Source organism: Pseudomonas sp. TMP9, from assembly GCF_037943105.1.
Classification (GTDB): Bacteria; Pseudomonadota; Gammaproteobacteria; order Pseudomonadales; family Pseudomonadaceae; genus Aquipseudomonas.
This window is the reverse complement of the sequence record NZ_CP149803.1, coordinates 249,018-272,081: the sequence shown is the minus strand read 5'-3', so window position 1 is coordinate 272,081 and position 23,064 is coordinate 249,018. Positions and strand designations below refer to the sequence as shown.

At 57.6% G+C, this 23,064-nt stretch carries 26 protein-coding genes and 1 tRNA gene; 8 read left to right on the top strand and 19 right to left on the bottom strand.

The window, feature by feature from the left end:
• The 6 genes from WF513_RS01330 to WF513_RS01305 all read right to left on the bottom strand — a co-directional run bounded on the left by WF513_RS01330 (nucleotide 1) and on the right by WF513_RS01305 (nucleotide 5,019).
• A complete protein-coding gene (locus WF513_RS01330; protein ID WP_339080954.1) occupies nucleotides 1-1,599 on the bottom strand; it encodes a secretin N-terminal domain-containing protein in 1,599 nt (532 codons plus the stop codon).
• Nucleotides 1,600-1,604: 5 nt separating this feature from the next.
• On the bottom strand, nucleotides 1,605-1,850 hold the full coding sequence (locus tag WF513_RS01325; RefSeq protein ID WP_339080953.1) for a Type II secretory pathway component: 246 nt from the start codon (nucleotides 1,848-1,850) through the stop codon (nucleotides 1,605-1,607).
• A gap of 70 nt (nucleotides 1,851-1,920) precedes the next feature.
• Nucleotides 1,921-2,598: an MSHA biogenesis protein MshJ gene (locus WF513_RS01320; protein ID WP_339080952.1), complete on the bottom strand. Its 678-nt coding sequence runs from the start codon at nucleotides 2,596-2,598 to the stop codon at nucleotides 1,921-1,923.
• The gene (locus tag WF513_RS01315) at nucleotides 2,591-3,199 is read right to left on the bottom strand and encodes a PilN domain-containing protein (RefSeq protein ID WP_339080951.1); all 609 of its coding nucleotides are present in this window, start codon (nucleotides 3,197-3,199) and stop codon (nucleotides 2,591-2,593) included. The genes WF513_RS01320 and WF513_RS01315 overlap by 8 nt, the downstream gene beginning before the upstream one ends.
• Nucleotides 3,199-4,077 carry an MSHA biogenesis protein MshI gene (locus WF513_RS01310; RefSeq protein ID WP_339080950.1) on the bottom strand — a complete coding sequence of 293 codons (879 nt, stop codon included), beginning with the start codon at nucleotides 4,075-4,077 and terminating at the stop codon, nucleotides 3,199-3,201. Before WF513_RS01310 ends, WF513_RS01315 begins: the two co-directional genes overlap by 1 nt.
• A 510-nt stretch (nucleotides 4,078-4,587) precedes the next feature.
• Nucleotides 4,588-5,019, bottom strand: a complete 432-nt coding sequence (locus WF513_RS01305; RefSeq protein ID WP_339080949.1) for a hypothetical protein — start codon at nucleotides 5,017-5,019, stop codon at nucleotides 4,588-4,590.
• Between WF513_RS01305 and trmL the strand changes: the two genes are divergently transcribed.
• On the top strand, nucleotides 5,018-5,482 hold the full coding sequence (trmL, locus tag WF513_RS01300; protein ID WP_339080948.1) for a tRNA (uridine(34)/cytosine(34)/5-carboxymethylaminomethyluridine(34)-2'-O)-methyltransferase TrmL: 465 nt from the start codon (nucleotides 5,018-5,020) through the stop codon (nucleotides 5,480-5,482). The genes WF513_RS01305 and trmL overlap by 2 nt on opposite strands.
• Before the next feature lie 49 nt (nucleotides 5,483-5,531).
• Here the strand turns inward: trmL and secB are convergent, their stop codons facing one another.
• The 3 genes from secB to WF513_RS01285 are packed head-to-tail and all read right to left on the bottom strand — an operon-like array spanning nucleotide 5,532 to nucleotide 6,733.
• Complete coding sequence (gene secB / locus WF513_RS01295; RefSeq protein WP_339080947.1) at nucleotides 5,532-6,023, bottom strand: protein-export chaperone SecB; 492 nt, start codon at nucleotides 6,021-6,023, stop codon at nucleotides 5,532-5,534.
• A 40-nt stretch (nucleotides 6,024-6,063) separates the two neighbouring features.
• Complete coding sequence (gene grxC / locus WF513_RS01290) at nucleotides 6,064-6,318, bottom strand: glutaredoxin 3 (protein ID WP_339080946.1); 255 nt, start codon at nucleotides 6,316-6,318, stop codon at nucleotides 6,064-6,066.
• Between the two features lies 1 nt (nucleotide 6,319).
• Nucleotides 6,320-6,733, bottom strand: a complete 414-nt coding sequence (locus WF513_RS01285) for a rhodanese-like domain-containing protein (protein ID WP_339080945.1) — start codon at nucleotides 6,731-6,733, stop codon at nucleotides 6,320-6,322.
• Between the two features lie 143 nt (nucleotides 6,734-6,876).
• On the opposite strand from WF513_RS01285, the gene gpmI reads away from it, so the two are divergent.
• From gpmI to WF513_RS01270, 3 genes are all read left to right on the top strand, one after another.
• The gene (gene gpmI / locus WF513_RS01280; protein WP_339080944.1) at nucleotides 6,877-8,412 is read left to right on the top strand and encodes a 2,3-bisphosphoglycerate-independent phosphoglycerate mutase; all 1,536 of its coding nucleotides are present in this window, start codon (nucleotides 6,877-6,879) and stop codon (nucleotides 8,410-8,412) included.
• A 173-nt stretch (nucleotides 8,413-8,585) separates the two neighbouring features.
• On the top strand, nucleotides 8,586-9,830 hold the full coding sequence (locus tag WF513_RS01275) for a murein hydrolase activator EnvC (RefSeq protein WP_339080943.1): 1,245 nt from the start codon (nucleotides 8,586-8,588) through the stop codon (nucleotides 9,828-9,830).
• Nucleotides 9,831-9,870: 40 nt separating this feature from the next.
• Nucleotides 9,871-11,172, top strand: a complete 1,302-nt coding sequence (locus WF513_RS01270; RefSeq protein ID WP_339080942.1) for a S41 family peptidase — start codon at nucleotides 9,871-9,873, stop codon at nucleotides 11,170-11,172.
• A gap of 86 nt (nucleotides 11,173-11,258) precedes the next feature.
• On the opposite strand, the gene WF513_RS01265 is transcribed toward WF513_RS01270, so the two are convergent.
• From WF513_RS01265 to WF513_RS01220, 10 genes are all read right to left on the bottom strand, one after another.
• Nucleotides 11,259-12,014, bottom strand: a complete 756-nt coding sequence (locus WF513_RS01265) for an ABC transporter substrate-binding protein (RefSeq protein WP_339080941.1) — start codon at nucleotides 12,012-12,014, stop codon at nucleotides 11,259-11,261.
• A 152-nt stretch (nucleotides 12,015-12,166) separates the two neighbouring features.
• Complete coding sequence (locus WF513_RS01260) at nucleotides 12,167-12,922, bottom strand: ABC transporter substrate-binding protein (protein ID WP_339080940.1); 756 nt, start codon at nucleotides 12,920-12,922, stop codon at nucleotides 12,167-12,169.
• Nucleotides 12,923-13,214: 292 nt separating this feature from the next.
• On the bottom strand, nucleotides 13,215-14,177 hold the full coding sequence (locus tag WF513_RS01255; RefSeq protein WP_339080939.1) for a stealth family protein: 963 nt from the start codon (nucleotides 14,175-14,177) through the stop codon (nucleotides 13,215-13,217).
• Nucleotides 14,178-14,268: 91 nt separating this feature from the next.
• Nucleotides 14,269-15,039: an imidazole glycerol phosphate synthase subunit HisF gene (hisF, locus tag WF513_RS01250; protein ID WP_339080938.1), complete on the bottom strand. Its 771-nt coding sequence runs from the start codon at nucleotides 15,037-15,039 to the stop codon at nucleotides 14,269-14,271.
• 113 nt (nucleotides 15,040-15,152) lie between these two features.
• A complete protein-coding gene (gene hisA / locus WF513_RS01245; RefSeq protein ID WP_339080937.1) occupies nucleotides 15,153-15,890 on the bottom strand; it encodes a 1-(5-phosphoribosyl)-5-[(5-phosphoribosylamino)methylideneamino]imidazole-4-carboxamide isomerase in 738 nt (245 codons plus the stop codon).
• 36 nt (nucleotides 15,891-15,926) lie between these two features.
• The gene (locus tag WF513_RS01240) at nucleotides 15,927-16,187 is read right to left on the bottom strand and encodes a DUF2164 domain-containing protein (protein ID WP_339080936.1); all 261 of its coding nucleotides are present in this window, start codon (nucleotides 16,185-16,187) and stop codon (nucleotides 15,927-15,929) included.
• Nucleotides 16,188-16,826 carry an imidazole glycerol phosphate synthase subunit HisH gene (gene hisH, locus WF513_RS01235; protein WP_339080935.1) on the bottom strand — a complete coding sequence of 213 codons (639 nt, stop codon included), beginning with the start codon at nucleotides 16,824-16,826 and terminating at the stop codon, nucleotides 16,188-16,190.
• A complete protein-coding gene (hisB, locus tag WF513_RS01230; RefSeq protein ID WP_339080934.1) occupies nucleotides 16,827-17,420 on the bottom strand; it encodes an imidazoleglycerol-phosphate dehydratase HisB in 594 nt (197 codons plus the stop codon).
• A gap of 61 nt (nucleotides 17,421-17,481) precedes the next feature.
• Nucleotides 17,482-18,735, bottom strand: a complete 1,254-nt coding sequence (locus tag WF513_RS01225) for a sterol desaturase family protein (protein ID WP_339080933.1) — start codon at nucleotides 18,733-18,735, stop codon at nucleotides 17,482-17,484.
• A gap of 176 nt (nucleotides 18,736-18,911) precedes the next feature.
• The gene (locus WF513_RS01220) at nucleotides 18,912-19,058 is read right to left on the bottom strand and encodes a hypothetical protein (protein WP_339080932.1); all 147 of its coding nucleotides are present in this window, start codon (nucleotides 19,056-19,058) and stop codon (nucleotides 18,912-18,914) included.
• 41 nt (nucleotides 19,059-19,099) lie between these two features.
• Here WF513_RS01220 and WF513_RS01215 point away from each other — a divergent pair, with 41 nt between their 5' ends.
• The 4 genes from WF513_RS01215 (at nucleotide 19,100) to WF513_RS01200 (ending at nucleotide 23,020) form a co-directional block, all read left to right on the top strand.
• The gene (locus tag WF513_RS01215) at nucleotides 19,100-21,334 is read left to right on the top strand and encodes an AsmA family protein (RefSeq protein WP_339080930.1); all 2,235 of its coding nucleotides are present in this window, start codon (nucleotides 19,100-19,102) and stop codon (nucleotides 21,332-21,334) included.
• A complete protein-coding gene (gene mutY / locus WF513_RS01210) occupies nucleotides 21,331-22,410 on the top strand; it encodes an A/G-specific adenine glycosylase (RefSeq protein WP_339080929.1) in 1,080 nt (359 codons plus the stop codon). Before WF513_RS01215 ends, mutY begins: the two co-directional genes overlap by 4 nt.
• Nucleotides 22,407-22,679 carry an oxidative damage protection protein gene (locus tag WF513_RS01205; RefSeq protein ID WP_339080928.1) on the top strand — a complete coding sequence of 91 codons (273 nt, stop codon included), beginning with the start codon at nucleotides 22,407-22,409 and terminating at the stop codon, nucleotides 22,677-22,679. The genes mutY and WF513_RS01205 overlap by 4 nt, the downstream gene beginning before the upstream one ends.
• Before the next feature lie 265 nt (nucleotides 22,680-22,944).
• Nucleotides 22,945-23,020, top strand: a tRNA-Phe gene (locus WF513_RS01200).
• Nucleotides 23,021-23,064 lie beyond the last annotated feature (44 nt).

The window sequence follows — 23,064 nt, the reverse complement described above, 5'->3', positions numbered from 1 at the left end:
CTATCTCAACTCTTTGAACGTTTGCGCACTTTTGCGCAACTCATTCAGCCACACCTCATCGTTAACCACTTGTGGGCGCATAAGAATCACTAACTCGCTCTGCTGCAGCGATTTACGCTGCTGCTGAAACAGACTGCCAATGATTGGCAGTCTGCTAGCCCAAGGAATATTGGCATCAGTATTTTCATTGTTGTTCTGCAGCAACCCGCCAATGACCACCACCTGACCACTGCGCGCGCGCACAATCGAGTCGGACTGGCGCGTGGTAGAGAGTGCCAGTGGCAAGTTGAAAACGTTGTCCTGGCCCAGCGTAATCACCTTATTCTGGTCGCGCACTCGGCTAACCGTTGGCCTTACGTGTAAGGTGACGGTGTCGTTCTGGTCAATCTGCGGAGTAACGTCCAGAGAGATGCCAGAGAAAAACGGCGTTAAGGTAATGTCTTGCGTCGGTTCAGTCACACCACCGGCGTTAGTGGTTGAACTGGTGGACGAGACGTTAGTCACAAAGAACTCATCCGTACCAACCTTAATCACCGCCTTTTGATTATTCAGCGTTGAGATCCGCGGGCTAGACAGTACGCGTACATCGCCTTGAGTTTCCAGCAACTCGATTAGCCCGGTGAAGTCACCCAGGCTCAGCGCCACGCCAAACACACCGTTCACGCCAGTCGGCCCACTTAATGCTGCGTTGCTGAGTGAGCTGCTGACATCCCCGCCCAACTGATCCCAACTGATACCTGCTTGAAAACCATCAGAGAGTTGCACCTCCAAAATCTTGGTTTCCAGTATCACCTGACGCTGCAAATTGGCCTGCGCCTGCTCTAGGAATCGAGCAACGTCTTCCTGTGCAGCGCTGTTAGCCTTTACCACGAGCAAGCTGGCCTGCGGGTTGATCATCACGCTGCTATTGGTATCTGCGCCGACGATCATCTCGACGACCAAGCGCACTTCACTCCAGAAATCGACATTACTGGTGGTGCTGACCTGACTGGCATTTAGGGTCGTGGCAGAGCTACCGCCGTTGCCAGTATTGCCAGCCGTATTGGTGATACCCGAATTACTGCTGTTGTTATTTTCCACTTGACCCGAGCTAACCCGCGTATCGGTCTGACCCATGCGCTGCAAGTTCAGGTAGTTGAGGTCATAGCTGCGGGTGATCACTTTGTTGGGCAGGATTTGATAACCGTAGCTAGTTCGGCGGAAGTCATAGCCGTAACTGTCCCGAACTGCAGCCAGCACCTCATCAAGCGTCACACGGCGCAGGCTGAAGGTGATGGTGCCAGCCACTTCCGGATGCACCACTAGGTTTTGTCCGGCGCCTTCCATCAAACTAAGAAAGAAGTCACGGGCCGGCAGGTCCTTGGCCGCCACATCAAACCGCGGGCCAGTGCTGTAGCTACTGCTAATAGGCGGCAATAAAGCAGCTTGTACTGCTTTTGGCGGCGCAACCTTGCGCTCGGCCTGGGCCTGCTTGAGGCTTTCATCAAGCAGCTTGTTACTCTGTTCGTAGAGCTGCTTATCGCCATCGGTAAAGGTCTGGCAGGCGGTCAGCAGGCAGGCCAGGCTCAGCAGGCAGGCGCTGGGCAGAAATCTGATCATGGGCATCATCGGCTCGGTTGCATAACGGGTTCTGCCAGACGCAGCAGCTGACGCTGGCCCTGACGCTCAATCAATACGGAATGTGCATATATGGCTAACACGCGAGCATCGGCGACGGTGTCGCCGACACGCAGTGTCTGCCCGGCGATCATCGCCTGACTGCCCTTTGCACCACGAACGACGGCCTGCAGCACCATCGGCGCGTTGTCGCTTGCAGCTACCGTGGCAGGCAGCAGATTCTGCGGAGGCAACGTCGGGTCACGGCCAGGGTTGGCCGCAAACGTTATGCTGGCACAGAACAAAAGACTGAATAAAAGGGCTCTATACACCGACCCACCCCGCATGGCGGCTCAAGGTGTAGAGCTTGAGCTGGATAGTGGCTTTTGTGGGCCCGGCTTCGCCGACTTGGTATTCGAGGCTGTCCCAGTTGAGCTGCCAGCCACTGGCCTGCACAGCCTGTAAGTAGCTAAGCAGATCGAAGTAACCCCCTTCCAGTTGCAGCTGCAGGCCATGCCGATAAAGCGTTACAGCCGGCGCCGCAACAACCGCTTGCGGGTCTGGCGACGCGGCAGGTTCAGCGCTTGTCAGCTCTACCGGCTCGCTGAAGCTGGTCATGCCCACCACCTTTAGCTGCGGCTGTTTGCGCAGCAACGCCTGCAGTACCGCCTGCATTTTCTGCGGGGTGACCAGCTCAGCGGTGTACTGATCGATTTGTCGAATCAACTCTCCGCGACTGGCAGACGCCGCCAGCAAAGCACTGCGGTATTGCATATTAGGGTCAGCAGCCAAGCGCGCCTGTAGCTCAAGCAGCTCAGCTTCAGCACTCAAACGTCGACCTTCAGCCAGTTGCCAACCGCTGTTTTGTTTTGTCAGGCGCAGGTTGAGCGGGTCGCCGATCAACAGCACATAAAGCATGCCCAATACGCCCAACCCTACTGCAAAGGCTAACCAGCGCTCGCGGGGCGCCATGGCATACCAGCGTTGCCGCCACTTACTCATCGTCGACCTCCTGATCCTTGAGCATTGAGGACAAGTCAAAATGCAACAAGTGGTCGTCACCGCGCTGTACATCGAAACGCGCGAACTCGCGCCCACTGAACACTGGGCTCTGGCCTAAACGCTGCAAATACGCAGGCAACAACTCCTGATCCTGACTGAGACCTTGCAAACGCATGTGCCGACCACCCTCACGTAAACTGATGCCACTGAGCCACAAGCCAGTGGCGGGATGGTGCTCAGTCAACGCCAGCAAAGGGGCCACAAATCCTGCATTACGCTGGCTGCTGAGCAATTGCAGATAGGCGATCAAGCGTTGCAGCTCACGGTTATCACGTTCTCTTACAGACAACTCCAGAGGTAGACGCTCATCCATCTGCGGCTCAATAAAACTGCCCCGTGCAACCTCAAGGCTTGCCTCTTGTTCCTGAGCCAGCGCTTGCACCTTTTCTAAGCGCTGCGCGCCTGCCTTTAACTGCCACATTTGCCAGCTGGCATGCACAACACAGAGCAACAGCACTGCAGCCAGCCCCATCAAAATATGGCGATTACGCGGCCCTGAGCGCTGCTTGCGCTCAACTTGAAAAAGGTTGAGGTTCTGCATCAGCCAACCTCCTGGCGCAGCGCCGCGCCAACGGCTGCCATGCAGTAAGCCTGCTCTTGCTCAGACACCTCAGCGCCGAGTTGGTCGGGAAACAGATCACGCAAACCCAGTGCCTGTAGCTTCACAGCAAGCCCGCTGGACAAGGCCTGTAATGCTGCTTCACCGTTACGCTTCATAGGCAGCAGCAGCAGGCGATTTATATAACCTTTACCGAGCTGGCTTTCGTAGTAGTCCAGCGAGCGCTGAATCTCTAGGGTGATGGTAGAAAAGTCCTGCGCGGCCTGATCAAGGCCTTGCTCTATACGGCGCGCCATATAGAGGTCAGCACCATGCTGCACCGTGATCAACCCTTCACTTGAGCGTAAACGCAGCATGGCCAGGCTCATACCATTACAGCCGGCCAGCAAGCCTAGGTTGCGAAACGCCATTTCGGTGACATCGATACTGCGTAACTGCAACCCAGCATTCGCACACATACCATTCCAGGCGTGCATGCGTACTTTGTTCAATACCGCGCAATAGGCCATGCGTGAGCGGCCACGATACGCATCTTCGGGCAAGATGAAGGCATCGAGGGCAACGTCGTCGATGGGTTCAGAAATTAGCTCTTTAATACGCCAACGCAGGGCGTCGCGCAGCTCCTCGACTGGCACCTCGGGGCTGTCGAGGAGGAGCATTTGGTAAGTGGCGGGGTGAAGCAGCAAATTAACCGGCATGCCAACAAAACCCAGTTCATCGACCAGGCGCTTCAGCAGCGCAGGCTGCTCAGCCAGGCTTGCTGGATGGAATTGACATTCAAGCAGAGTCGCCGGCTGCCCGGGCTCACGCACCACCCGCGCGAGCGCGATGCCCTCCGGACCGGTCTCAATACCCAACAAACCGTTGGCTGCCGTTATTTTTTTTCTAGCAAACCATGCCAACTTAGCGACTCCCCAACCAACTCAACACTGCCAGCTGCTCACGGCTGAATAATTGTCTACTCCTGAGCCTAACCGATACTCCATTTCGTTCGGCCCCTCATAGGAATCCCCTAGAGCGCCGCTAGCATTATCCGCGTTGCGCCAACACCAAACGCTACTAACACATGATTAAGCCGCCGCTACTCGAGCCAGATGATAAGCGCTTGCACCGCAAACGATTAAAGACCACAAGCCGATGGCATTAAAACGCCATTAATCTTTGACGGAATATATAGCACAAAGCGTCTACGGCAGGATTCTGGCGCCACCATCGATGCCAGCTACAACTGCGCTGGAAAAAATATAGCTATTCGACCCAATTGATAGCAGATCACACACAGCACTTGCACTGTACTCGGCTAAATCATCAAAAATAGCGATCCCTACAGTCAGAATGACTTGGTATTGGCAGGCCGGGGAATCCCCTCTTTATTGCTCCGACAGGTTAACCATCAGCCGCCAGCTTCCGTCCACTTCCTCAGCATGCCACTCGGCGTGCAATGGACGCGCCGCCACTACCCGCAACACCAGATCACGGCGCTCGCGCTGAAACCGCCAGTTAGCCTGGCGTCCGTTGATGTTGAGCTGGCCGTTAAACTGACGGCCAAAACTTTCCAAGCGCAGATTCACCACACCGCCGACATGCTCTTCCTGTGGGTGGGGCTCATTGTTGAACCACAGCGCTAAGCCTTGTTCCACCACCTCAACGCGCTCAAGAAACAGCGGCTCAGGCTGGAACATCCGGCCCACCATCAAGCCAATCAGAAAACCAAAAACCGCCAATGAAGCAATCACCCGCATCCACGGACGAGGCCGCGGTTCTGTAAGATACTGCTCGCTTTCAAGCTCGGAGCCGCGCATGTTTCACGTCATCCTGTTCCAACCGGAAATACCACCTAATACCGGCAACATTATCAGGCTCTGCGCCAATAGCGGCTGCCACTTGCACCTGATCGAGCCTCTAGGCTTCGATCTGGATGACAAGCGCCTGCGCCGCGCCGGCCTGGATTATCACGAGTACGCCACCCTCAAGCGCCACCCTGACCTGGCCAGCTGCCTGGAAAGCCTCGGCCAGCCACGGGTATTCGCCTTCACCACTAAAGGCTCGCACGCCTTTCATCAAGTCAGCTACCAAGCGGGTGACGCCTTTCTCTTTGGTCCAGAAAGCCGTGGGCTGCCGCAAGAGGTTCGCGACAGCCTGCCGCCTGAGCAGTGCCTGCGCCTGCCGATGCGTGAAGGCTGCCGCAGCCTCAACTTGTCAAATACCGTTGCAGTGGCGGTCTACGAGGCGTGGCGCCAGCACGATTTCGCGATGACGCCCTAACGCGCACAAAAAAAGCGCCGCGAAGGCGCTTTTAAGGAGCAGCAATGGCCTAGTGAGCCGTTGCAGCCTCACCAGCTTGAGCCTGCTGAATACGCTGCAGCTCTTGTGCGTAGAGGGCATCGAAGTTCACCGGGGCCAGCATTAACGCCGGGAACGAGCCACGCACCACCAAGCTATCCAAAGTTTCACGGGCATACGGAAAGAGGATATTCGGGCAGAACGCACCCAAGGTGTGGCTCATGGATGCGGCGTCCAGGCCCTTGATCAGGAAGATTCCAGCCTGCTGAACTTCAGCAATAAAGGCCGTTTCCTCGCCGTTTTTCACGGTAACCGAGAGCGTCAGCACCACTTCGTGGAAATCACCGTCCAAAGGCTTCTGGCGGGTGTTGAGGTCCATGGCGACGCTCGGCGTCCACTCTTGGCGAAAAATTTCCGGACTCTTCGGTGCTTCGAAGGACAGGTCACGCACGTAAATACGCTGCAGGGAGAACTGTGGGTTTTGTTCGCCCTGAGCGGCGCCGTTGCTAACTTGTTCTGTCATGGCAAAGCCTTCTTGTCGTTGGGTATATATAAAGGAAGAGTTAGGCCTTAAGCAGCGCGTCAAGCTTGCCGGCGCGCTCTAGAGCGTGAAGATCATCGCAGCCACCCACGTGGACGTCACCGATCCAAATTTGCGGCACTGAGGTCTGACGTGCTTTACGGGTCATTTCGGCTCGAACATCCGGCTTACCGTCGACCTTGATTTCTTCGAATGCCACACCCTTCTTCGCCAGCAATTGCTTGGCGCGGGTGCAATAGGGGCACCAATCGCTGGAGTAAATCACCACCGGCTTCATATCATTTCACCAACGGCAGGTTGTCACCGCGCCAGCTGGCGATGCCACCGGACAGCTTGGCGGCGGTGAAACCGGCCTTCTTCAGCTCACGGCAAACCGTACCGGAGTGCTGGCCCATGGCATCGACCACAATCAGCGTCTTGGCCTTGTGCTTCTCCAGCTCAGCCATACGGCTGACCAGTTTTTCGTTTTGGATATTCAATGCGCCGACGATGTGCCCGGCGGAAAAGTCTTTCTGCCCGCGAATATCCAACACCATGCCCTGTTCGCTGTTAACCAGCGCGGTCAGCTCGCGGCTGCTCAGGCTCTGCCCGCCCTTGCGTGCTTCAGTGAAGATCAGCAATGCAAGCAGGGTCACGAACAATCCGCTCAGTACATAGTGTGCAGTGGCAAATTCAATCAAGTTAGCGAGCATTATGCGGTTCCGGGGCGGTAAAATGGGGGCCAGTATACACAGGCGCACAGGTCGACCAAACCCCGCCCGACGGTGACGTTTGCGCCACTTGGCCTTAAAATAGCCAGCCTCTATTCGCCCCTCACGCAGAGCGAGCCTGCTTTATGAGCGCCATGCCCAAACCCACGGTACTGATCATCCTCGATGGTTTCGGCCACAGTGATAACCCCGAGTCCAACGCCATCATGGCCGCGAGTACGCCGGTCTATGACCATTTATGCGCCACCCAGCCGAATGGCCTGATCTCAGGTTCAGGCATGGATGTTGGCCTGCCGGACGGCCAAATGGGTAACTCCGAGGTCGGCCACATGAACTTGGGCGCTGGCCGGGTGGTGTATCAGGACTTCACCCGTGTTACCAAAGCCATACGCGAGGGTGAGTTCTTCGACAACCCAACCATTACCGCCGCTGTGGACAAGGCTGTCCGTGCAGGCAAAGCAGTGCACATCCTCGGCCTGCTCTCCGATGGCGGCGTACACAGCCACCAAGACCATCTGGTGGCCATGGCCGAACTGGCCGCGCAGCGCGGTGCGGAAAAAATCTACCTGCACGCTTTTCTCGATGGCCGCGATACACCGCCCAAAAGCGCGCAAGCATCGATTGAGTTGCTCGATGCGACGTTTGCCAGGCTGGGCAAGGGCCGCATCGCCAGCCTGATCGGCCGCTACTTTGCCATGGACCGCGACAATCGCTGGGACCGTGTCGAGCAAGCCTATCAACTGCTCGTCGACGGCAACGGCCAATTCAACGCGGCCACTGCCGTCGAGGGCCTGAGCGCGGCCTACGCCCGCGACGAAAGCGACGAGTTCGTCAAAGCCACCACCATCGGCGAGCCGGTGCAGATAGCCGACGGCGACGCCGTGGTGTTTATGAACTTCCGTGCCGACCGCGCCCGCGAACTGACCCGCGCCTTCGTTGAGCCCAGTTTTAAAGCGTTCGAGCGCAAGCGTGTACCACAACTGGCCGAGGTCGTCATGCTCACCCAGTACGCTGCAAGCATCCCGACGCCCAGCGCCTACACACCACAAGCATTGACCAACGTGCTCGGTGAATACTTAGCCAATAACGGCAAAACCCAGCTGCGCATCGCCGAAACCGAGAAGTATGCCCATGTCACCTTCTTTTTTTCCGGCGGTCGCGAAGAGCCGTTTGCTGGCGAAGAACGCATTTTGATTCCCTCGCCCAACGTTGCAACCTATGACTTGCAGCCGCAGATGAGTGCACCAGAAGTCACCGACAAGATCGTCGACGCCATCGAAAATCAGCGTTTTGACGTAATCATCGTCAACTACGCCAATGGCGATATGGTCGGCCACACCGGTGTGTTTGCCGCTGCAGTGGCAGCCGTAGAATGCCTCGACAGCTGCGTCGGCCGTATTGTCGCGGCGCTGGACAAAGTCGGCGGCGAAGCGTTAATCACCGCCGACCATGGCAATGTCGAGCAAATGGCCGATGCCAGCACCGGTCAGGCCCACACCGCGCACACCTGCGAGCCGGTGCCCTTCATTTATGTTGGCAAACGCTCAGTGACGATTCGTCCGGACGGCGTCCTGGCCGACGTGGCCCCAACGTTGCTGACCCTGATGGGCCTGCCGATACCAACCGAGATGACCGGCACTAGCATTCTCCAGCTGAACTAAACCGTCGCGCTGCAGGTCAGGTACAACGCCTGATCCGCGCGCAATCAAGCGCTATTAATCGCCTGCCGCCCGTGGCAGCAGCCTGTTGGCTGTGGCCGCGCGATGTTAAAAATGGCTCCTCGGCATTTTTTAGGCATACTAAGCGCGTTCTTAATTCAGGTAGCTTCAGCCCCATGTTTCGTGCCCTTGCCCTTATTTTTTTGACCTTTTTGCTGATGCCCGCCAGCGCTGATGAGAAAAGCGCTGCGCAGAAGCAACTGGACGCTGCCCGCGCCGACGTTAGCGAACTCAAGCAACTGCTGGACAAGCTGCAACTGCAAAAATCTGACGTGCAGAAAGACCTGAAAAAAACTGAAAGCGAGATGGGCCAACTGGAAAAGCAGGTCAAAGGCTTGCAGAACGACCTGAAAAAAAGCGAAGAGGAAATCCAGCGCCTCGACAATGAGAAAAAAAAACTTGAGGGCGCCCGCCTTGAACAACAACGCCTGATCGGTATTCAGGCCCGCGCCGCCTACCAAAGCGGTCGCCAGGAATACATCAAGCTGCTGCTCAATCAGCAAAACCCAGAAAAATTCTCGCGCACCCTGACCTATTACGATTACCTCAGCGAAGCGCGCATGGAACAACTCGACGCCTTCAACGAAACCCTGCGTCAGCTGACCAATGTCGAACTGGAAATCGTCAACCAGCAGAGCCTGCTCCTCGAACAGAAAAGCGCGCTCGATAACCGCCGTGGCCAACTGGCTGACGTCCGCAAAGAACGCCAGCTGGCCTTGGCCAAATTGAATAAAGAATTCTCCGCCCGTGACCGCAAGCTCAAAGCCCGCCAGCAAGAACAAGCCAACCTCGCGCAGGTGCTAAAAACCATCGAAGCGACCCTGGCCCGCCAGGCCCGCGAAGCCGAGACAGCGCGCCAACAGGCCTTACTCGCGGCACGCGAGGAGCAAACGGCCAACACGGCACAACCCCTCAGCAGCGGCCCGTTGGTCAGCGCCGGTGCCAGTTTCGGCGGACCTTTTGCCAGTGCACGGGGCAAGCTGCCTTGGCCCGTCAATGGCCGGCTAGTGGCGCGCTACGGCACACCGCGCGGTGATGACGCCCGAACCAAATGGGACGGCGTGTTGATCGGCGCGTCCGCCGGCAGCCAAGTGCATGCAGTGCACGGTGGCCGTGTGGTATTTGCCGACTGGTTGCGCGGCGCCGGGCTTCTGGTCATTCTCGACCATGGCAATGGTTACTTAAGCCTCTACGGGCATAATCAAAGCCTGCTCAGGGATGCCGGTGATGTGGTCAAAGCCGGTGATGCCATTTCCACTGTCGGCAACAGCGGTGGCCAGAACGCCTCGGCGCTGTATTTCGCAATTCGCCAGCAGGGCCGCCCAATTGACCCCGCTCAATGGTGCCGCGCACAAGGGTAAGTGCCGCGATTACTAATTCAGGACCAGGAGTACGTTCCACATGCCGCATCTGTTCCGCCTCACCGCCCTCGCGCTGGCCATTACCTTGCTGGGCAGCACTGCCGTCTTCGCCGCGCCGGAGCAAGCCACCGCTACGGCCAATGACAGTGCGCCGCTGCCGCTGGATGAATTGCGCACGTTTGTCGAAGTAATGGACCGCATCAAATCTGCTTATGTCGAGCCGGTCAGTGACAAGACCCTGCTGGAAAACGCGATCAAAGGCATGCTCAGCAATCTCGACCCGCACTCAGCCTATTTGGAGCCGCAAGCGTTCCGTGACCTGCAGGAAAGTACCAGTGGCGAATTCGGTGGCCTGGGCATTGAGCTCGGCAGCGAAGATGGCTTTCTTAAAGTGGTGTCGCCCATTGACGACACCCCGGCGTCTGCGGCTGGCATCCAACCCGGTGACCTGATTGTGAAAATTGATGGCCAGCCGACCAAAGGTTTGTCGTTGATGGAAGCGGTCGAAAAAATGCGGGGTAAGGCCGGCAGTGATATCGAGCTGACGCTGGTGCGTGAGGGCGGCAGGCCTTTCGATGTCGAGCTGACCCGCGCAGTGATCAAGGTCAAAAGCGTGAAAAGCCAGCTGCTGGATGACGGTTACGGCTATGTGCGCATCACCCAATTCCAAGTCAACAGTGGCGGCGAAGTTGGCAAAGCGCTGGCGGCTCTGCGCAAAGAAAACGGCAAGAAGCTCCGCGGGCTGGTACTCGATTTGCGTAACAACCCAGGCGGCGTGCTGCAAGCGGCAGTGGAAGTCACTGACCACTTCCTCAAAGAAGGCCTGATCGTCTACACCGAAGGCCGTATCGCCAACTCTGAGCTGCGCTTCAATGCCGACCCGGTTGATGCCAGCGAAGGCGTACCGCTGGTGGTGCTGATCAACGGCGGCAGCGCTTCGGCCTCGGAAATCGTCGCCGGCGCCCTACAGGATCATAAACGCGGCGTGCTGATGGGCACCGATAGCTTCGGCAAGGGCTCGGTGCAAACGGTGCTGCCGCTGAATAATGACCGCGCACTGAAGCTCACCACGGCGCTGTACTTCACCCCTAACGGCCGCTCGATTCAAGCCCAAGGCATCGTTCCGGATATCGAGGTGGCGCGCGCTAAGCTGACGCGTGAAAAAGATGAAAGCGGCATTAAAGAGGCCGACCTGCAAGGCCACCTGGGCAACGGCAACGGCGGCGCTGACAAGCCAAGCAAGAGCAAAACCGGCTCCCTAGCACGCCCGCAAGATGATGACTACCAGTTGAGCCAAGCGCTCAACTTGCTCAAAGGCCTAAATATTACCCGCGGTGACTGACCTAGCCCTGCGATAGGCGCTGCAAACGCCAAACAAAAAGCCCGGCCCTGATCACTCAGGGCCGGGCTTTTTCATAAACCCTATCTCTACAGGTAGTTGTTGGTCATGTCGTCGATAAAGCCTTCGGCACGCAGCTCATCCAAGGCTTTTTGCAAACGCTGCACCACCTCATCCGGAGTGTCTTTATTCAGGGCCAGATACAGTTCTGCCTCATTGAAACGCAGCGCAGTATTTAGGCCACTGACGCCTTCCTGTTTGGCCAAGTAACGACCCACCGGGTCAGTAGTGGCCCACAAGTCAATCTTGCCGCTGAGCAGCTTTTTGATATTTTCCTGATCGCGCAGGGCGTTATTGGGAGTCAGGCCCTGACTTTCCAGATGTTGGCTGACAGCATCGTTCTTGTAGGCGCCAATCTGGTATTGCGCGGCATCTTTAAGGCTGGCGACGCTCATGTTGTTCCCCGGCGCGGCTAACAATACCCAACTGGTCTTGGCCAACGGCCCAACCCACTTAAACAGCGGCTGACGCTCAGGGGTGAAGGTGGTGGAGAACAGGCCGTAGTTGGCTTTATCCAGGGTCAGCCGATAAAGACGATCCCAGGGGAAGCGCAAGGTTAAGGTGTAGTTGATGCCAGCACGCTTAAACATCGCCCGGACAATTTCAGCGCTAATGCCGTCAATACCATCATCACGGGCAAAATTCTTGTCATCAACGGCCATATTGAACGGTGGGAAGTTCTCAGTCAGCAGCACCACTTTGTAATCGGCGGGAAGCTCTGCATGGGCTACGCATGCACTCAGCGCAAGGCCTAAGAAAAGACCGGCTTTCAGGGTTTTCAACATAGGTTTTTCGCTCGCATGATTGTGATTATGGCTCGCGACATCCCTGCTAGGGCAGGGGCCCGGTGACTGTGGGGCGGGGTTTCAGCCGTCCATCGCCGCGAGCTGGGGTTTAGCCCGCTCGCAGGTTTACCTATTACAGGCTGGTTTACCTATTACAGATAGTTGTTCAGGATATCGTCAACAAAGCCTTCGCTGCGCATCTTGTCCAGTTCAGCTTGCAGCTTCTCTACAACTTCATTAGGCACTTCTTTGTTAAGGGCTAGATACAGCTCAGCACTGTCGAAGCGCAAAATGGTTTTCAGCCCAGAAATACCTTCCTGCTTAGCCAAATAGCGGCCGGCGGGGTCGCCAGTGGCCCACAGATCAATTTGCCCAGCCATCAGCTTCTTGGCATTTTCTGAGTCGCGCAGAGCGGTTAGCGGCTCCAGGCCTTTTTCCACTAGATGCTGAGCAATCGCATCGCCTTTGTAGGCGCCGACCTTGTATTGCTTGGCGTCATCCAGGCTAGTCAGCGTAATCGGGCTGTCCGCCTTACCGAGCAACACCCAGTCATCCGGGCCAATCGGCCCGACCCATTTAAACAGCGTTTCACGCTCCGGCAGGCGCGCCGTGACGAACACGCCATAGCCGGGCTTTTCCAGCGCCAGCTTATAAATACGATCCCAAGGGAAACGCAGGGTCATGTTGTAGTGGATGTTCGCGCGCTTGAACATCTCACGGACAATGTCCACGGCGATGCCGTCAATATTGTCTTCTTGGGCAAAATTCTTGCCGTTGATCGCCATGTTGTAAGGCGGGAAGTTTTCGGTCAGCAGAACCATGCGGTAATTGGGGTCGACTTCTGCCTGAGCGCTGCCCACAAGCAGCATAACTGTGCCGACGAGGGCGGCTAATAGTTGTTTAAACATGACGTCTCACATCAGTAGTGGGGCTGAGAAGCAAGCACTCAGCGCGGTTGGTGTAGCTCAAGCGGGATTAACTCCACGCATGGATAGACATTAGCGTGCATTGGCGAGGCTGAGCGCGCGGCGGACAGATATTCATTCCAGCACAGTCAGCTTAAAGCCACATCAGCCGAACCCATGGGCTTGGATTTTAGCGACGCAGTCGAGATTTTGCTGTGGACTGCGCCGCAGCAGTGGCCGGTAACGCGACCAGCCAGCATGCAGGCGCGCTGGGGCCGCGGGTTTAGACGAACGGTTATGCCTGTGCGCGAGCGTAAGCCTGGCTGACCGGTGACTCAAAGTAGCTTGGCCGGGGGAACAGCTCTGAGCGTATTTTGTCGAGCTTATCGCGCATTTTGGCGACATCGGAGCGGTCGTCGGTGGTGTCATTGATGCAGACACATAAGTGATGCCCGAGCGAATCCAGCAGCGAGCCGACGGTATCGTTTTCCACATCATCGGTTAGCAGGTAGCGGCATTGCTCCCAACCGATATCCGCCCGGCCGTGTGTCGCGCACCAATCAAGGTAGAGGTTTGCCAGGATGCTCTGACCAGTGCGACGCCTGAATTTTTCCTGGCGCACTTCATCAAAAACGTCCGGATGAGCGCTCTCAAGTTCCATCATCCAGCTTTTGCGAATACTTTTCGGCGCGTGCTCAGGGATGAACTCGATCGTCGATGCGCCATAGGTTTTCTGCATCCAACTGCGCGCATTACTGGCATCGTTATGGCCAGACAGCTGCAGATCAGCATCAATAGTTGGAATGGGCTCTCGGGTTAAAAAAACCATAGAGCCGACAGCACTGAAAAAGTCTTTGGGCTGGACATGCCGGGTGAGCATTTGGTCATCGTTGAATGAAACGAAGTGCTCAGCCAAGTCCGGGATGTGGTGCAGCGCCGACTCGATCGCTCTGGATGAGAACGTCGGCAGGTACTGCGCATCAAGAATCTGTGAATGATCAACGATGCGCAGCCGAGGGTGCTGCGCGATAAAACTCGGCACTTGCTGATCGGTAACGAGGAAGATGTTGCCATCAATGCCCCAGAATTTTTCCATCGAGCGAAGTAGAAACAACAAATCATCATTATCTCGATACCGGCCCTCACCATTTGAAAAGGGTAAAAGGTCGCGCTGAGGTTCGCGTGAGTGATGTTGACGCTTGGCCCGCCAATTTGCATCGCCTCCATCAACCCAAGTGATCACGGCATCTATTTGCATGTCTAATCCAGCTCAAATTCAGGGGCGGCGGCAAAAATGTGCACATGCGCCTACTCAGCAAAACAACATCCAGTTTTAAAACTAATTGCCCTTAGCGCATCACAATCCCGCAACTGGCCATGTAAGCCTTGGCCTCGGGAATGCTGTACTCGGCAAAGTGAAAAATACTCGCTGCCAAAACGGCGGCGGCTTTACCTTCAATAATACCGTCAGCCAGGTGCTGCAAGTTACCCACACCGCCAGAGGCGATCACCGGGATGCCGACTGCTTCACTGATGGCGCGGGTCACACCTAGGTCATAGCCGCTTTTAACGCCGTCCTGATCCATGCTGGTCAGCAGAATCTCACCGGCGCCAAGGTCTTCCATTTTCTTTGCCCACAGCACTGCATCTAACCCGGTCGGTTTGCGCCCGCCGTGGGTGAAGATTTCCCAGCGCGGCGTTTCACCGGGTTTGGAGACGCGCTTGGCGTCGATGGCCACCACGATGCACTGCGAGCCAAAACGTGAAGCGGCCTCGCCAACGAAGTCCGGCGTAAACACGGCCGCGGTGTTGATCGACACTTTGTCCGCGCCGGCATTCAGCAGGTTACGAATGTCCTGCACGGTGCGCACGCCGCCGCCGACAGTCAGCGGGATAAATACCTGGCTGGCCATGCGCTCAACGGTATGCAGCGTGGTGTCACGGCCATCAACGCTGGCCGTGATGTCGAGAAAGGTAATCTCATCGGCACCCTGCTCGTCATAACGCCGGGCAATCTCCACCGGGTCGCCGGCGTCGCGGATATTCTCGAACTGCACGCCTTTGACGACGCGACCGTTGTCGACGTCGAGGCAGGGAATGATGCGTTTAGCCAGTGCCATAACAATGCTCTTGTAGGGTGGGTTAGACGCGCAGCGACGTAATCCGCCGCCGCCGCCATACCTGAACAAACAATGGTGGGTTACGCCTGCGGCTAACCCACCCTACGCTCAGATCAGCCCTTGAAGTTGTCGCAGAAAGTCTGCGCTTCGGCCACGTCTAGGGTGCCTTCATAGATCGCACGCCCAGTGATGGCGCCGATGATGCCCGGCGAACGCGCCAGCAGCAGCTTCTCGATATCACTCAGGTTGTGGATGCCGCCGGAGGCGATTACCGGAATGCGACTGGCTGCAGCCAAGGCCGCAGTGGCCTCGACGTTGCAACCTTGCATCATGCCGTCTTTGGCAATATCGGTATAAACGATGGCGCTGACGCCATCCGCCTCAAAGCGCTTAGCCAGATCAGTCGCCTGAACGGTGGACACCTCAGCCCAACCGTCGGTGGCGACAAAACCGTCTTTCGCATCCAAACCGACAATGACTTTCCCCGGGAAGGCTTTACAGGCATCGGTAACGAACTGCGGGTCTTTCACCGCCTTAGTGCCGATGATCACGTAGCTGACCCCGGCGCGCACGTAGTGCTCGATGGTTTCGAGGGTGCGGATGCCGCCGCCAATCTGAATCGGCAGCTTCGGGTAGCGCTTGGCGATGGCGGTAACCACTTCGCCATTAACCGGCTGGCCTTCAAAAGCACCGTTTAGATCGACCAGGTGCAAACGACGGCAACCGCCCTCAACCCACTTGGCAGCCATGGCCACCGGATCATCAGAAAACACCGTGGAGTCTTCCATGCGGCCCTGACGCAGGCGCACGCAGGCGCCGTCTTTAAGATCGATAGCGGGGATAATCAGCATCGGTTGAACCTGCTCAAGTCGTGTTAATTCGGTGGGTCAGCTTTTCTCAAGCGCCCAGAGGTCACTTTCGATGCTCTCGAACCGTTCTTTCAGGTGAGTTTGCACATCGAAAACGGCTCGGTTGTAGTAGTGCGGTGCAATCTCGCGGGCAAACAGTTCGAGCACTTCGGCGGCCTCAAAACTGCCTAACTGCAGCTCAAAGCGCTCGTCCATAAACTGCTTAATCGCCTGGCAGGCTTGACGCTCTTGCTCAACGTTCAAGGTCATGATCAGCGGTTGCGCTTTGGCCCGGCTCATTTACCAGCGGCCATCCCAGGCAGCGAAGTTCTGCAGCAGTTGCAGGCCGTGGGTGTGGCTCTTTTCCGGATGGAACTGCACCGCAAAGCGCGAGCCATCGGCCAGCGCGGCGGCGAAATCCTTGCCGTAATGACCGCGACCAACCACCTGCTTGGGGTTACCGGCCTCGATGTAATAGCTGTGCACGAAGTAGAAGCGCGCAAGGTCCGGGATGTTATGCCACAGCGGGTGTTTGACCGACTGTGCCACTTCGTTCCAGCCCATGTGCGGTACCTTGAGTGGTTCGCCGTCTTCGACCATGTCCTTGCCGAAGAAACGCACCTTGCCAGGGAACAGGCCAATGCAGTCGACGCCATCGTTCTCTTCGCTGTGCTCAAGTAAAGCCTGCATGCCCACGCAAATACCCAGAAACGGCCGGTCAGCGCTGACTTCGCGCACCAGCTGGTCAAAACCCAGACGCTTGATTTCGGCCATGCAATCGCGAATCGCACCAACGCCCGGGAACACCACGCGATCAGCCTCACGGATCACCCGAGCATCGCTGGTCACCAGCACCTTGCCAGCACCGACGTGCTCAAGCGCCTTGGCCACCGAGTGCAGGTTACCCATGCCATAGTCGATAACCGCTACCGTTTGCATTTACAGAACGCCCTTGGTCGACGGCATTTGCCCGGCCATGCGCTCATCCATCGTCACGGCCATACGCAGAGCACGCCCGAAGGCTTTAAAAACGGTTTCGATCTGGTGGTGGGTGTTGGTGCCGCGCAGGTTATCAATGTGCAGGCTGATCAAGGCGTGATTGACGAAGCCTTGAAAGAACTCCTGAAACAGATCCACATCGAAGCCGCCAACTACCGCGCGCGTGAACGGCACGTGCATCTGCAGACCCGGACGACCGGAGAAATCAATCACCACGCGCGACAAAGCTTCATCCAGTGGCACATAAGAATGACCGTAGCGGGTCATGCCCTTTTTATCGCCGATGGCTTTGGTGAATGCTTGGCCGAGGGTGATACCGACGTCTTCCACGGTGTGGTGGTCGTCGATATACAGGTCGCCCTTGCACTGGATGTCCATGTCGATCAGGCCGTGACGGGCAATCTGATCAAGCATGTGTTCTAGGAACGGCACGCCAATATCAAACTTGGCCTTACCGGTCCCATCCAGGTTGATCGAGACCTTAATCTGGGTCTCCAGGGTATTACGCTCGACGGTTGCCGTACGTTCGGCCATCACCAGCTCCAGAAATAGCTCACAAAAGTCGGCCATTATAGGCGGGCATCCGTCTGGGCGGCTACCGACCTTGGCCAGTGGCCGTGACTATCGGCGGCATAGGCTCACTATTGCTGACTGTTCGTGCCTGCAACCACAGCAGCCAAAGCAAGCTGGCAACACATACCGCGGCCATGCAAAGCGCGGCCAGCCATTGCTCCGGCGCCAGCCAAAAGCCCCACGCCAGCGCTACCGCAGCCATCAGCAGCAAGCGTATGCACTCGATGCGACACAACTGCGCCCCCCCCTCAAACAACCGACTCAAGCTGATGCAGCTGCCAAGGATCACTATGACCAGCAACCAAGGCTCCCACACTGCCGCGCTTTTGACGCTGGCAAGAAAACTCAGCGCCAGCAGATTGATAAGCAAAAACTGAGTAAAAGCATAAGCTTTGAGCGCTGCTGGATAGTGGCTTTGGAATTTCCCCTCGCTCATTTTCGGCCACACGTGCTCGCACACATCCTGCGGCCGCCAGCCAGTGGGCATCCACCACAAACGCAGCTTGTCCCACCACGACTGGGTCGCCAGCGCATCGGCCCAAAGCAAGCGCCACCAAGAAAACTGCACGCGGATCGGGTCAAAGCTACTGACCGGCGTGGTCACCCCGTAACGCACTGGCTCCCGCTCTTCGGCATAGGTGCCGAAGAGCTTGTCCCAGAAGATGAAAACGCCGCCGTGGTTCTTGTCGATATAACAGTCGTTCTGGCCGTGATGCACGCGGTGGTGGCTTGGCGTGATGATCACCCGTTCCAGCAAGCCCAGCCTGCCAACATGCTGACTGTGAATCCAGAACTGATACGCCAGCTGCACGCCGAGCAGCACAAGAAATACCGGCAACGGCACGCCGAGCAAGGCCAGCGGCAAGTAGAACGGCCAATCGAAGGCAGTCTGAAATGCACCCTTGCGCAACGCAGTCGACAGGTTGAAGTCCTCGCTGGAGTGATGCGGCTGATGCGCGCCCCACAGCAGGTTGTAACGATGCAGGCTGCGATGCGCCCAGTAAAAGCAGAAATCTACCGCAATAAAACCGCCCAACCAGAGCCAAGGCGATTGGCTGCTCCAGTCGAACAGCCGCGCATGCTCATACAGCCAGGCGTAGGGCAGAATCAGCAGCAGGCGCAGCGGCCCTTCCAGCAATACCCGCAACACCGCGGTATTGATGCTGGTGCTGGCATCCGCCAGGCGATAGGTATGCCGGCCACTGTAGCGCTCGTAAGCCAGCTCCAGCAGTATCAGCAGGATATACAGCGGAAAAGCCATAATCGCGACGCTCATGGGCACCTCGTCTTATTCTTCTGGCTCACAGCCTAATCCCTGCGCCACCCGCGAGCCGCAGCCAAACCCGCCAATCAACAGCACCAAAAACGCCACCGCTGTCCGCCCAGCACCTCCAGCAAAACCCAGCATGCACAGGGAACCGGCCTGCGACTTAACACTCCAAACGCTCGGACTCAGGCCCGCGGTTGCTCGCCAGCCATTACCCGGCCATGCTCAGCGCCAAACGCTGGTGCAACAAACGTCACTTGCAAAATCGCCGCGCAATCGAGACTGTCAGCGGCCCAGGCAAAAGCACTGGCGCTATACTCCTCGACCGGCATAGCTGCTCTTCACCCTCTTGCTTTGAAACAAGGATTCGCACATGAAAGCGCTCGGCAAAATCATTGGCCTGTTTTTCCTCGGGCTGTTGCTGATCATTGTGGCCCTGGGCTTTGCCCTCACCCACCTGTTCGATCCCAACGACTACAAAGATGAAATCCGCCAACTGGCGCGCGACAAGGCCAACGTTGAGCTGACCCTCAAAGGCGATATCGGCTGGAGCCTGTTCCCCTGGCTTGGCCTTGAATTGACCGACGCCAGCCTCGCGAGCCTTAGCACCCCAGAGCAACCTTTTGCCGACCTGCGCCTGCTTGGCCTGTCAGTGCGAGTGCTGCCGCTGCTGCGCAAAGAGGTGCAGATGAGCGATATCCGCATTGACGGCCTCAACCTCAACCTGCAGCGCGACGAAAAGGGCCGCAGCAACTGGGAGCATGTCGGCAAACCCGCCACCGTCGCCACCCGCACACCCGACGCACCACTAGTAACGCCCGAAGGTGCGCCCGCCGACAGCACACCCTTGGCAGCAGAGAGCAGCAGCCAGCCGCTGAAGCTGGATATCGACAGCCTCATCATCAACAGCGCACGTATCGATTACCACGATGTGCAGAAAGGTCAGCAATTCAGTGCCGAAAGCATCCAACTGACCACCGGCGCCATTCGTGAAGGCGCCAGCATCCCAATCAAACTCAGCGCCTTCTTCGGCATCAACAAACCGGTGCTGCGCGCGCGCAGCGAACTGCAGGGTGAGCTGCGCTTCGACCGCGCCCTCAAACGCTACCAGTTGGAAGATGCGAAATTCTCCGGCGAAGTGTCCGGCGAACCCTTCGATGGCCAGACCCTGACTTACTCAGCTCAAGGCCAATTGCTGGTTGACCTGGCGGCACAGATCGCTGAGTGGAACGGCCTGAAGCTTTCTGCCAATCAGCTGCGCGCCCTCGGCGAGCTGAAAGTCCGCGACCTCGACACGCAGCCCAAACTCAGCGGTGGCTTGTCCATCGCCCCGCTTAACCTGCGTGAATTCCTCGCCACCATCGGCCAAAAACTGCCCCCGATGAATGATGAGAAAACCCTCAACCAGTTCGAGCTGGTCACCCGATTGAGCGGCAGCACTAGCAGCCTGACGCTTGAAGAGCTCACGCTGAAACTGGATGACAGCACCTTCACTGGCCAACTGGCGATTGCCGACTTCGCCAAGCAAGCCCTGCGCGTGCAACTCAAAGGCGACCAACTGAACCTCGATCGCTACCTGCCTGCGCCCACCAAGGACGCTAAAGATGCGACCTCCGCGCGCCAGGCAGAAGTTAAGGCCAGCGTCGCAAGTGCCGGCCAGAGCGGCAGCACGCCGCTGCCCGATGCGCCAACCCAGCATGCTTGGAGCAGCAGCGAAGTGTTGCCCATCGCCCTGCTGCGCAAGCTGGACGCCCAACTCAGCCTCAACCTTGACCAGCTGACCGTGCAACAGCAGATGATCAGCAATTTCAGCGCCAAAGCGCAGGCCAAAGGCGGCCTGCTGACCCTGCAAGAAGTTCGCGGGAAAATCGGCAGCGGCAGTGTCGACGTTAAGGCCAGCATTGATGTGCGCCCGAGCGTGCCGCTGCTCAGCGTGCAAAAGAACTTGCGCGGCATTCAGCTCGAACCCTTCTTGAAAAAGCCCGAGCAGCCTTCGCCGATCAAAGGTTTGCTCGACCTCAACAGCAGCCTCAGCACCAGCGGCAACAGCCAGCGTGCCTGGATCGACGGTTTTAATGGCGACGCCAGCTTTGTCCTCAATGACGGCGTGCTGGTCGACGCCAACCTGGAACAACAACTGTGCCGCGGCATTGCCACCCTCAACCGCAAAGCCCTCAGCACTGATCCGCGCGGCAAAGACACACCCTTCGAAACCCTGCAAGGCAGCATCACGCTGCGTAATGGTGTGGCCCATAACCCCGACCTCAAGGCGCGCATTCCCGGCCTTGCGGTCAGTGGTAATGGCGACATTGACCTGCGCATCCTCGGCCTTGATTACCGTATCGGCATCACCATCACCGGCGATCAGCACGAGATGCCCGACCCCGCCTGCCAGCTCAACGAGCGCTTTGTGGGCATCGAGTGGCCCGTGCGCTGCCGTGGCCCGCTAGAAATGGGCGGTAAGTCCTGCCGCTTGGACCAAGACGGGTTGGGCAAAGTCGCGACCAAACTGGCCGGTAACAAGCTCAGCGAGAAGATTGATGAAAAGCTCGGTGACAAAGTCAGCCCCGAGCTGAAAGACGCACTCAAGGGCTTGTTCAACCGATGAACCCCGAGCAGTTTTCCAGCGCCGTACTCGCGTGGTACGACAACCACGGGCGCAAAGACCTGCCCTGGCAACAGGGCATCACGCCATATCGCGTGTGGGTCTCGGAGATCATGCTGCAGCAGACTCAGGTCAGCACTGTGCTCGGCTACTTCGACCGCTTTATGGCCGCATTACCGACGGTCAGCGACCTCGCTGCCGCGCCGGAAGATGAAGTGCTGCACCTGTGGACGGGCCTGGGTTACTACACCCGCGCGCGAAATCTGCAAAAGACCGCGCAAATCGTTGTGCGCGAACATGCCGGTGAATTCCCCCACGATGTCGACCAGCTCACCGAGCTGCCCGGCATCGGCCGCTCCACTGCCGGCGCCATCGCCAGCCTAAGCATGGGCCTGCGCGCACCGATCCTCGACGGTAACGTCAAACGCGTGCTGGCGCGCTACGTGGCGCAGGAAGGCTACCCGGGCGAGCCGAAGGTGGCCAAACAACTGTGGGAGGTAGCCGAACGCTTCACGCCGCAGGTGCGCGTCAATCACTACACCCAAGCGATGATGGACCTGGGCGCCACGCTCTGCACCCGCAGCAAACCCAGCTGCCTGCTCTGTCCGCTAAAAAGCGGCTGTCAGGCGCATCTGCTCGGGCTGGAGATTCGTTACCCCATCCCTAAACCACGCAAAACGCTGCCGCAAAAGCGCACCCTGATGCCTATCTTCGCCAACCGTAATGGCGAGGTGCTGCTCTACCGCCGTCCGTCCAGCGGCCTCTGGGGCGGCCTGTGGAGCCTGCCGGAACTGGACGACCTAACAGCCTTGGACGGCCTGGCCAGCCGCCATAATTTGCACCTCGGCACGCGCCAGCCGCAAGCCGAGCTAAACCACACCTTTAGCCACTTCCAATTAGCCATTGAACCTTGGCTGATCCACGTCGACGTCGCGCCGGCCAGCGTGGCCGAGGCCGACTGGCTCTGGTATAACCTCGCCACCCCGCCGCGCCTGGGCCTTGCTGCGCCAGTGAAGAAATTACTGAAACGCGCGGCCGACGCACTCGCAACAACCCCGAACATCGGAGAAATGCCATGACCCGCACCGTACAATGCCGCAAACACAAACAAGAGCTCGCCGGCCTTGAGCGCCCACCCTACCCAGGCGCCAAAGGTGAAGACATCTTCAACAACGTCTCCCTGCAAGCGTGGGGCGAATGGCAGAAGCACCAAACCTTGCTGATCAACGAACGTCGCCTAAACATGATGAACGCTGAAGACCGCAAATTCCTCCAAGTCGAGATGGACAAATTCCTCTCCGGCGAGGAATACGCCCAAGCCGAAGGTTATGTCCCGCCTAGCGAGTAACCGGCTACAGCTAACAACACTCCACATCTCCCGGATAAGCCCCAGCGAAATCCGGGAGGCCGCCGCACACCAAAGCAACTCACACGCTGCACGCCCCTCAATAACCATAACCCCAGCGACGCACCAAATCCCGTAGCCCGGATAAGCCCCCAGCGTAATCCGGGAAGCAAACCTCGCACCCGGCCCTAACCGCCCGTATTAATTAAATATTTTCAAAACCACGCTTGACACCTACCCCTCAAATCCGTCTAATAGCGCCCCGTTAGCCCGGGTAGCTCAGTCGGTAGAGCAGGGGATTGAAAATCCCCGTGTCGGCGGTTCGATTCCGTCCCCGGGCACCATGAATATCGAAAAACCCCAAGTGAAGCAAAATTCCTTGGGGTTT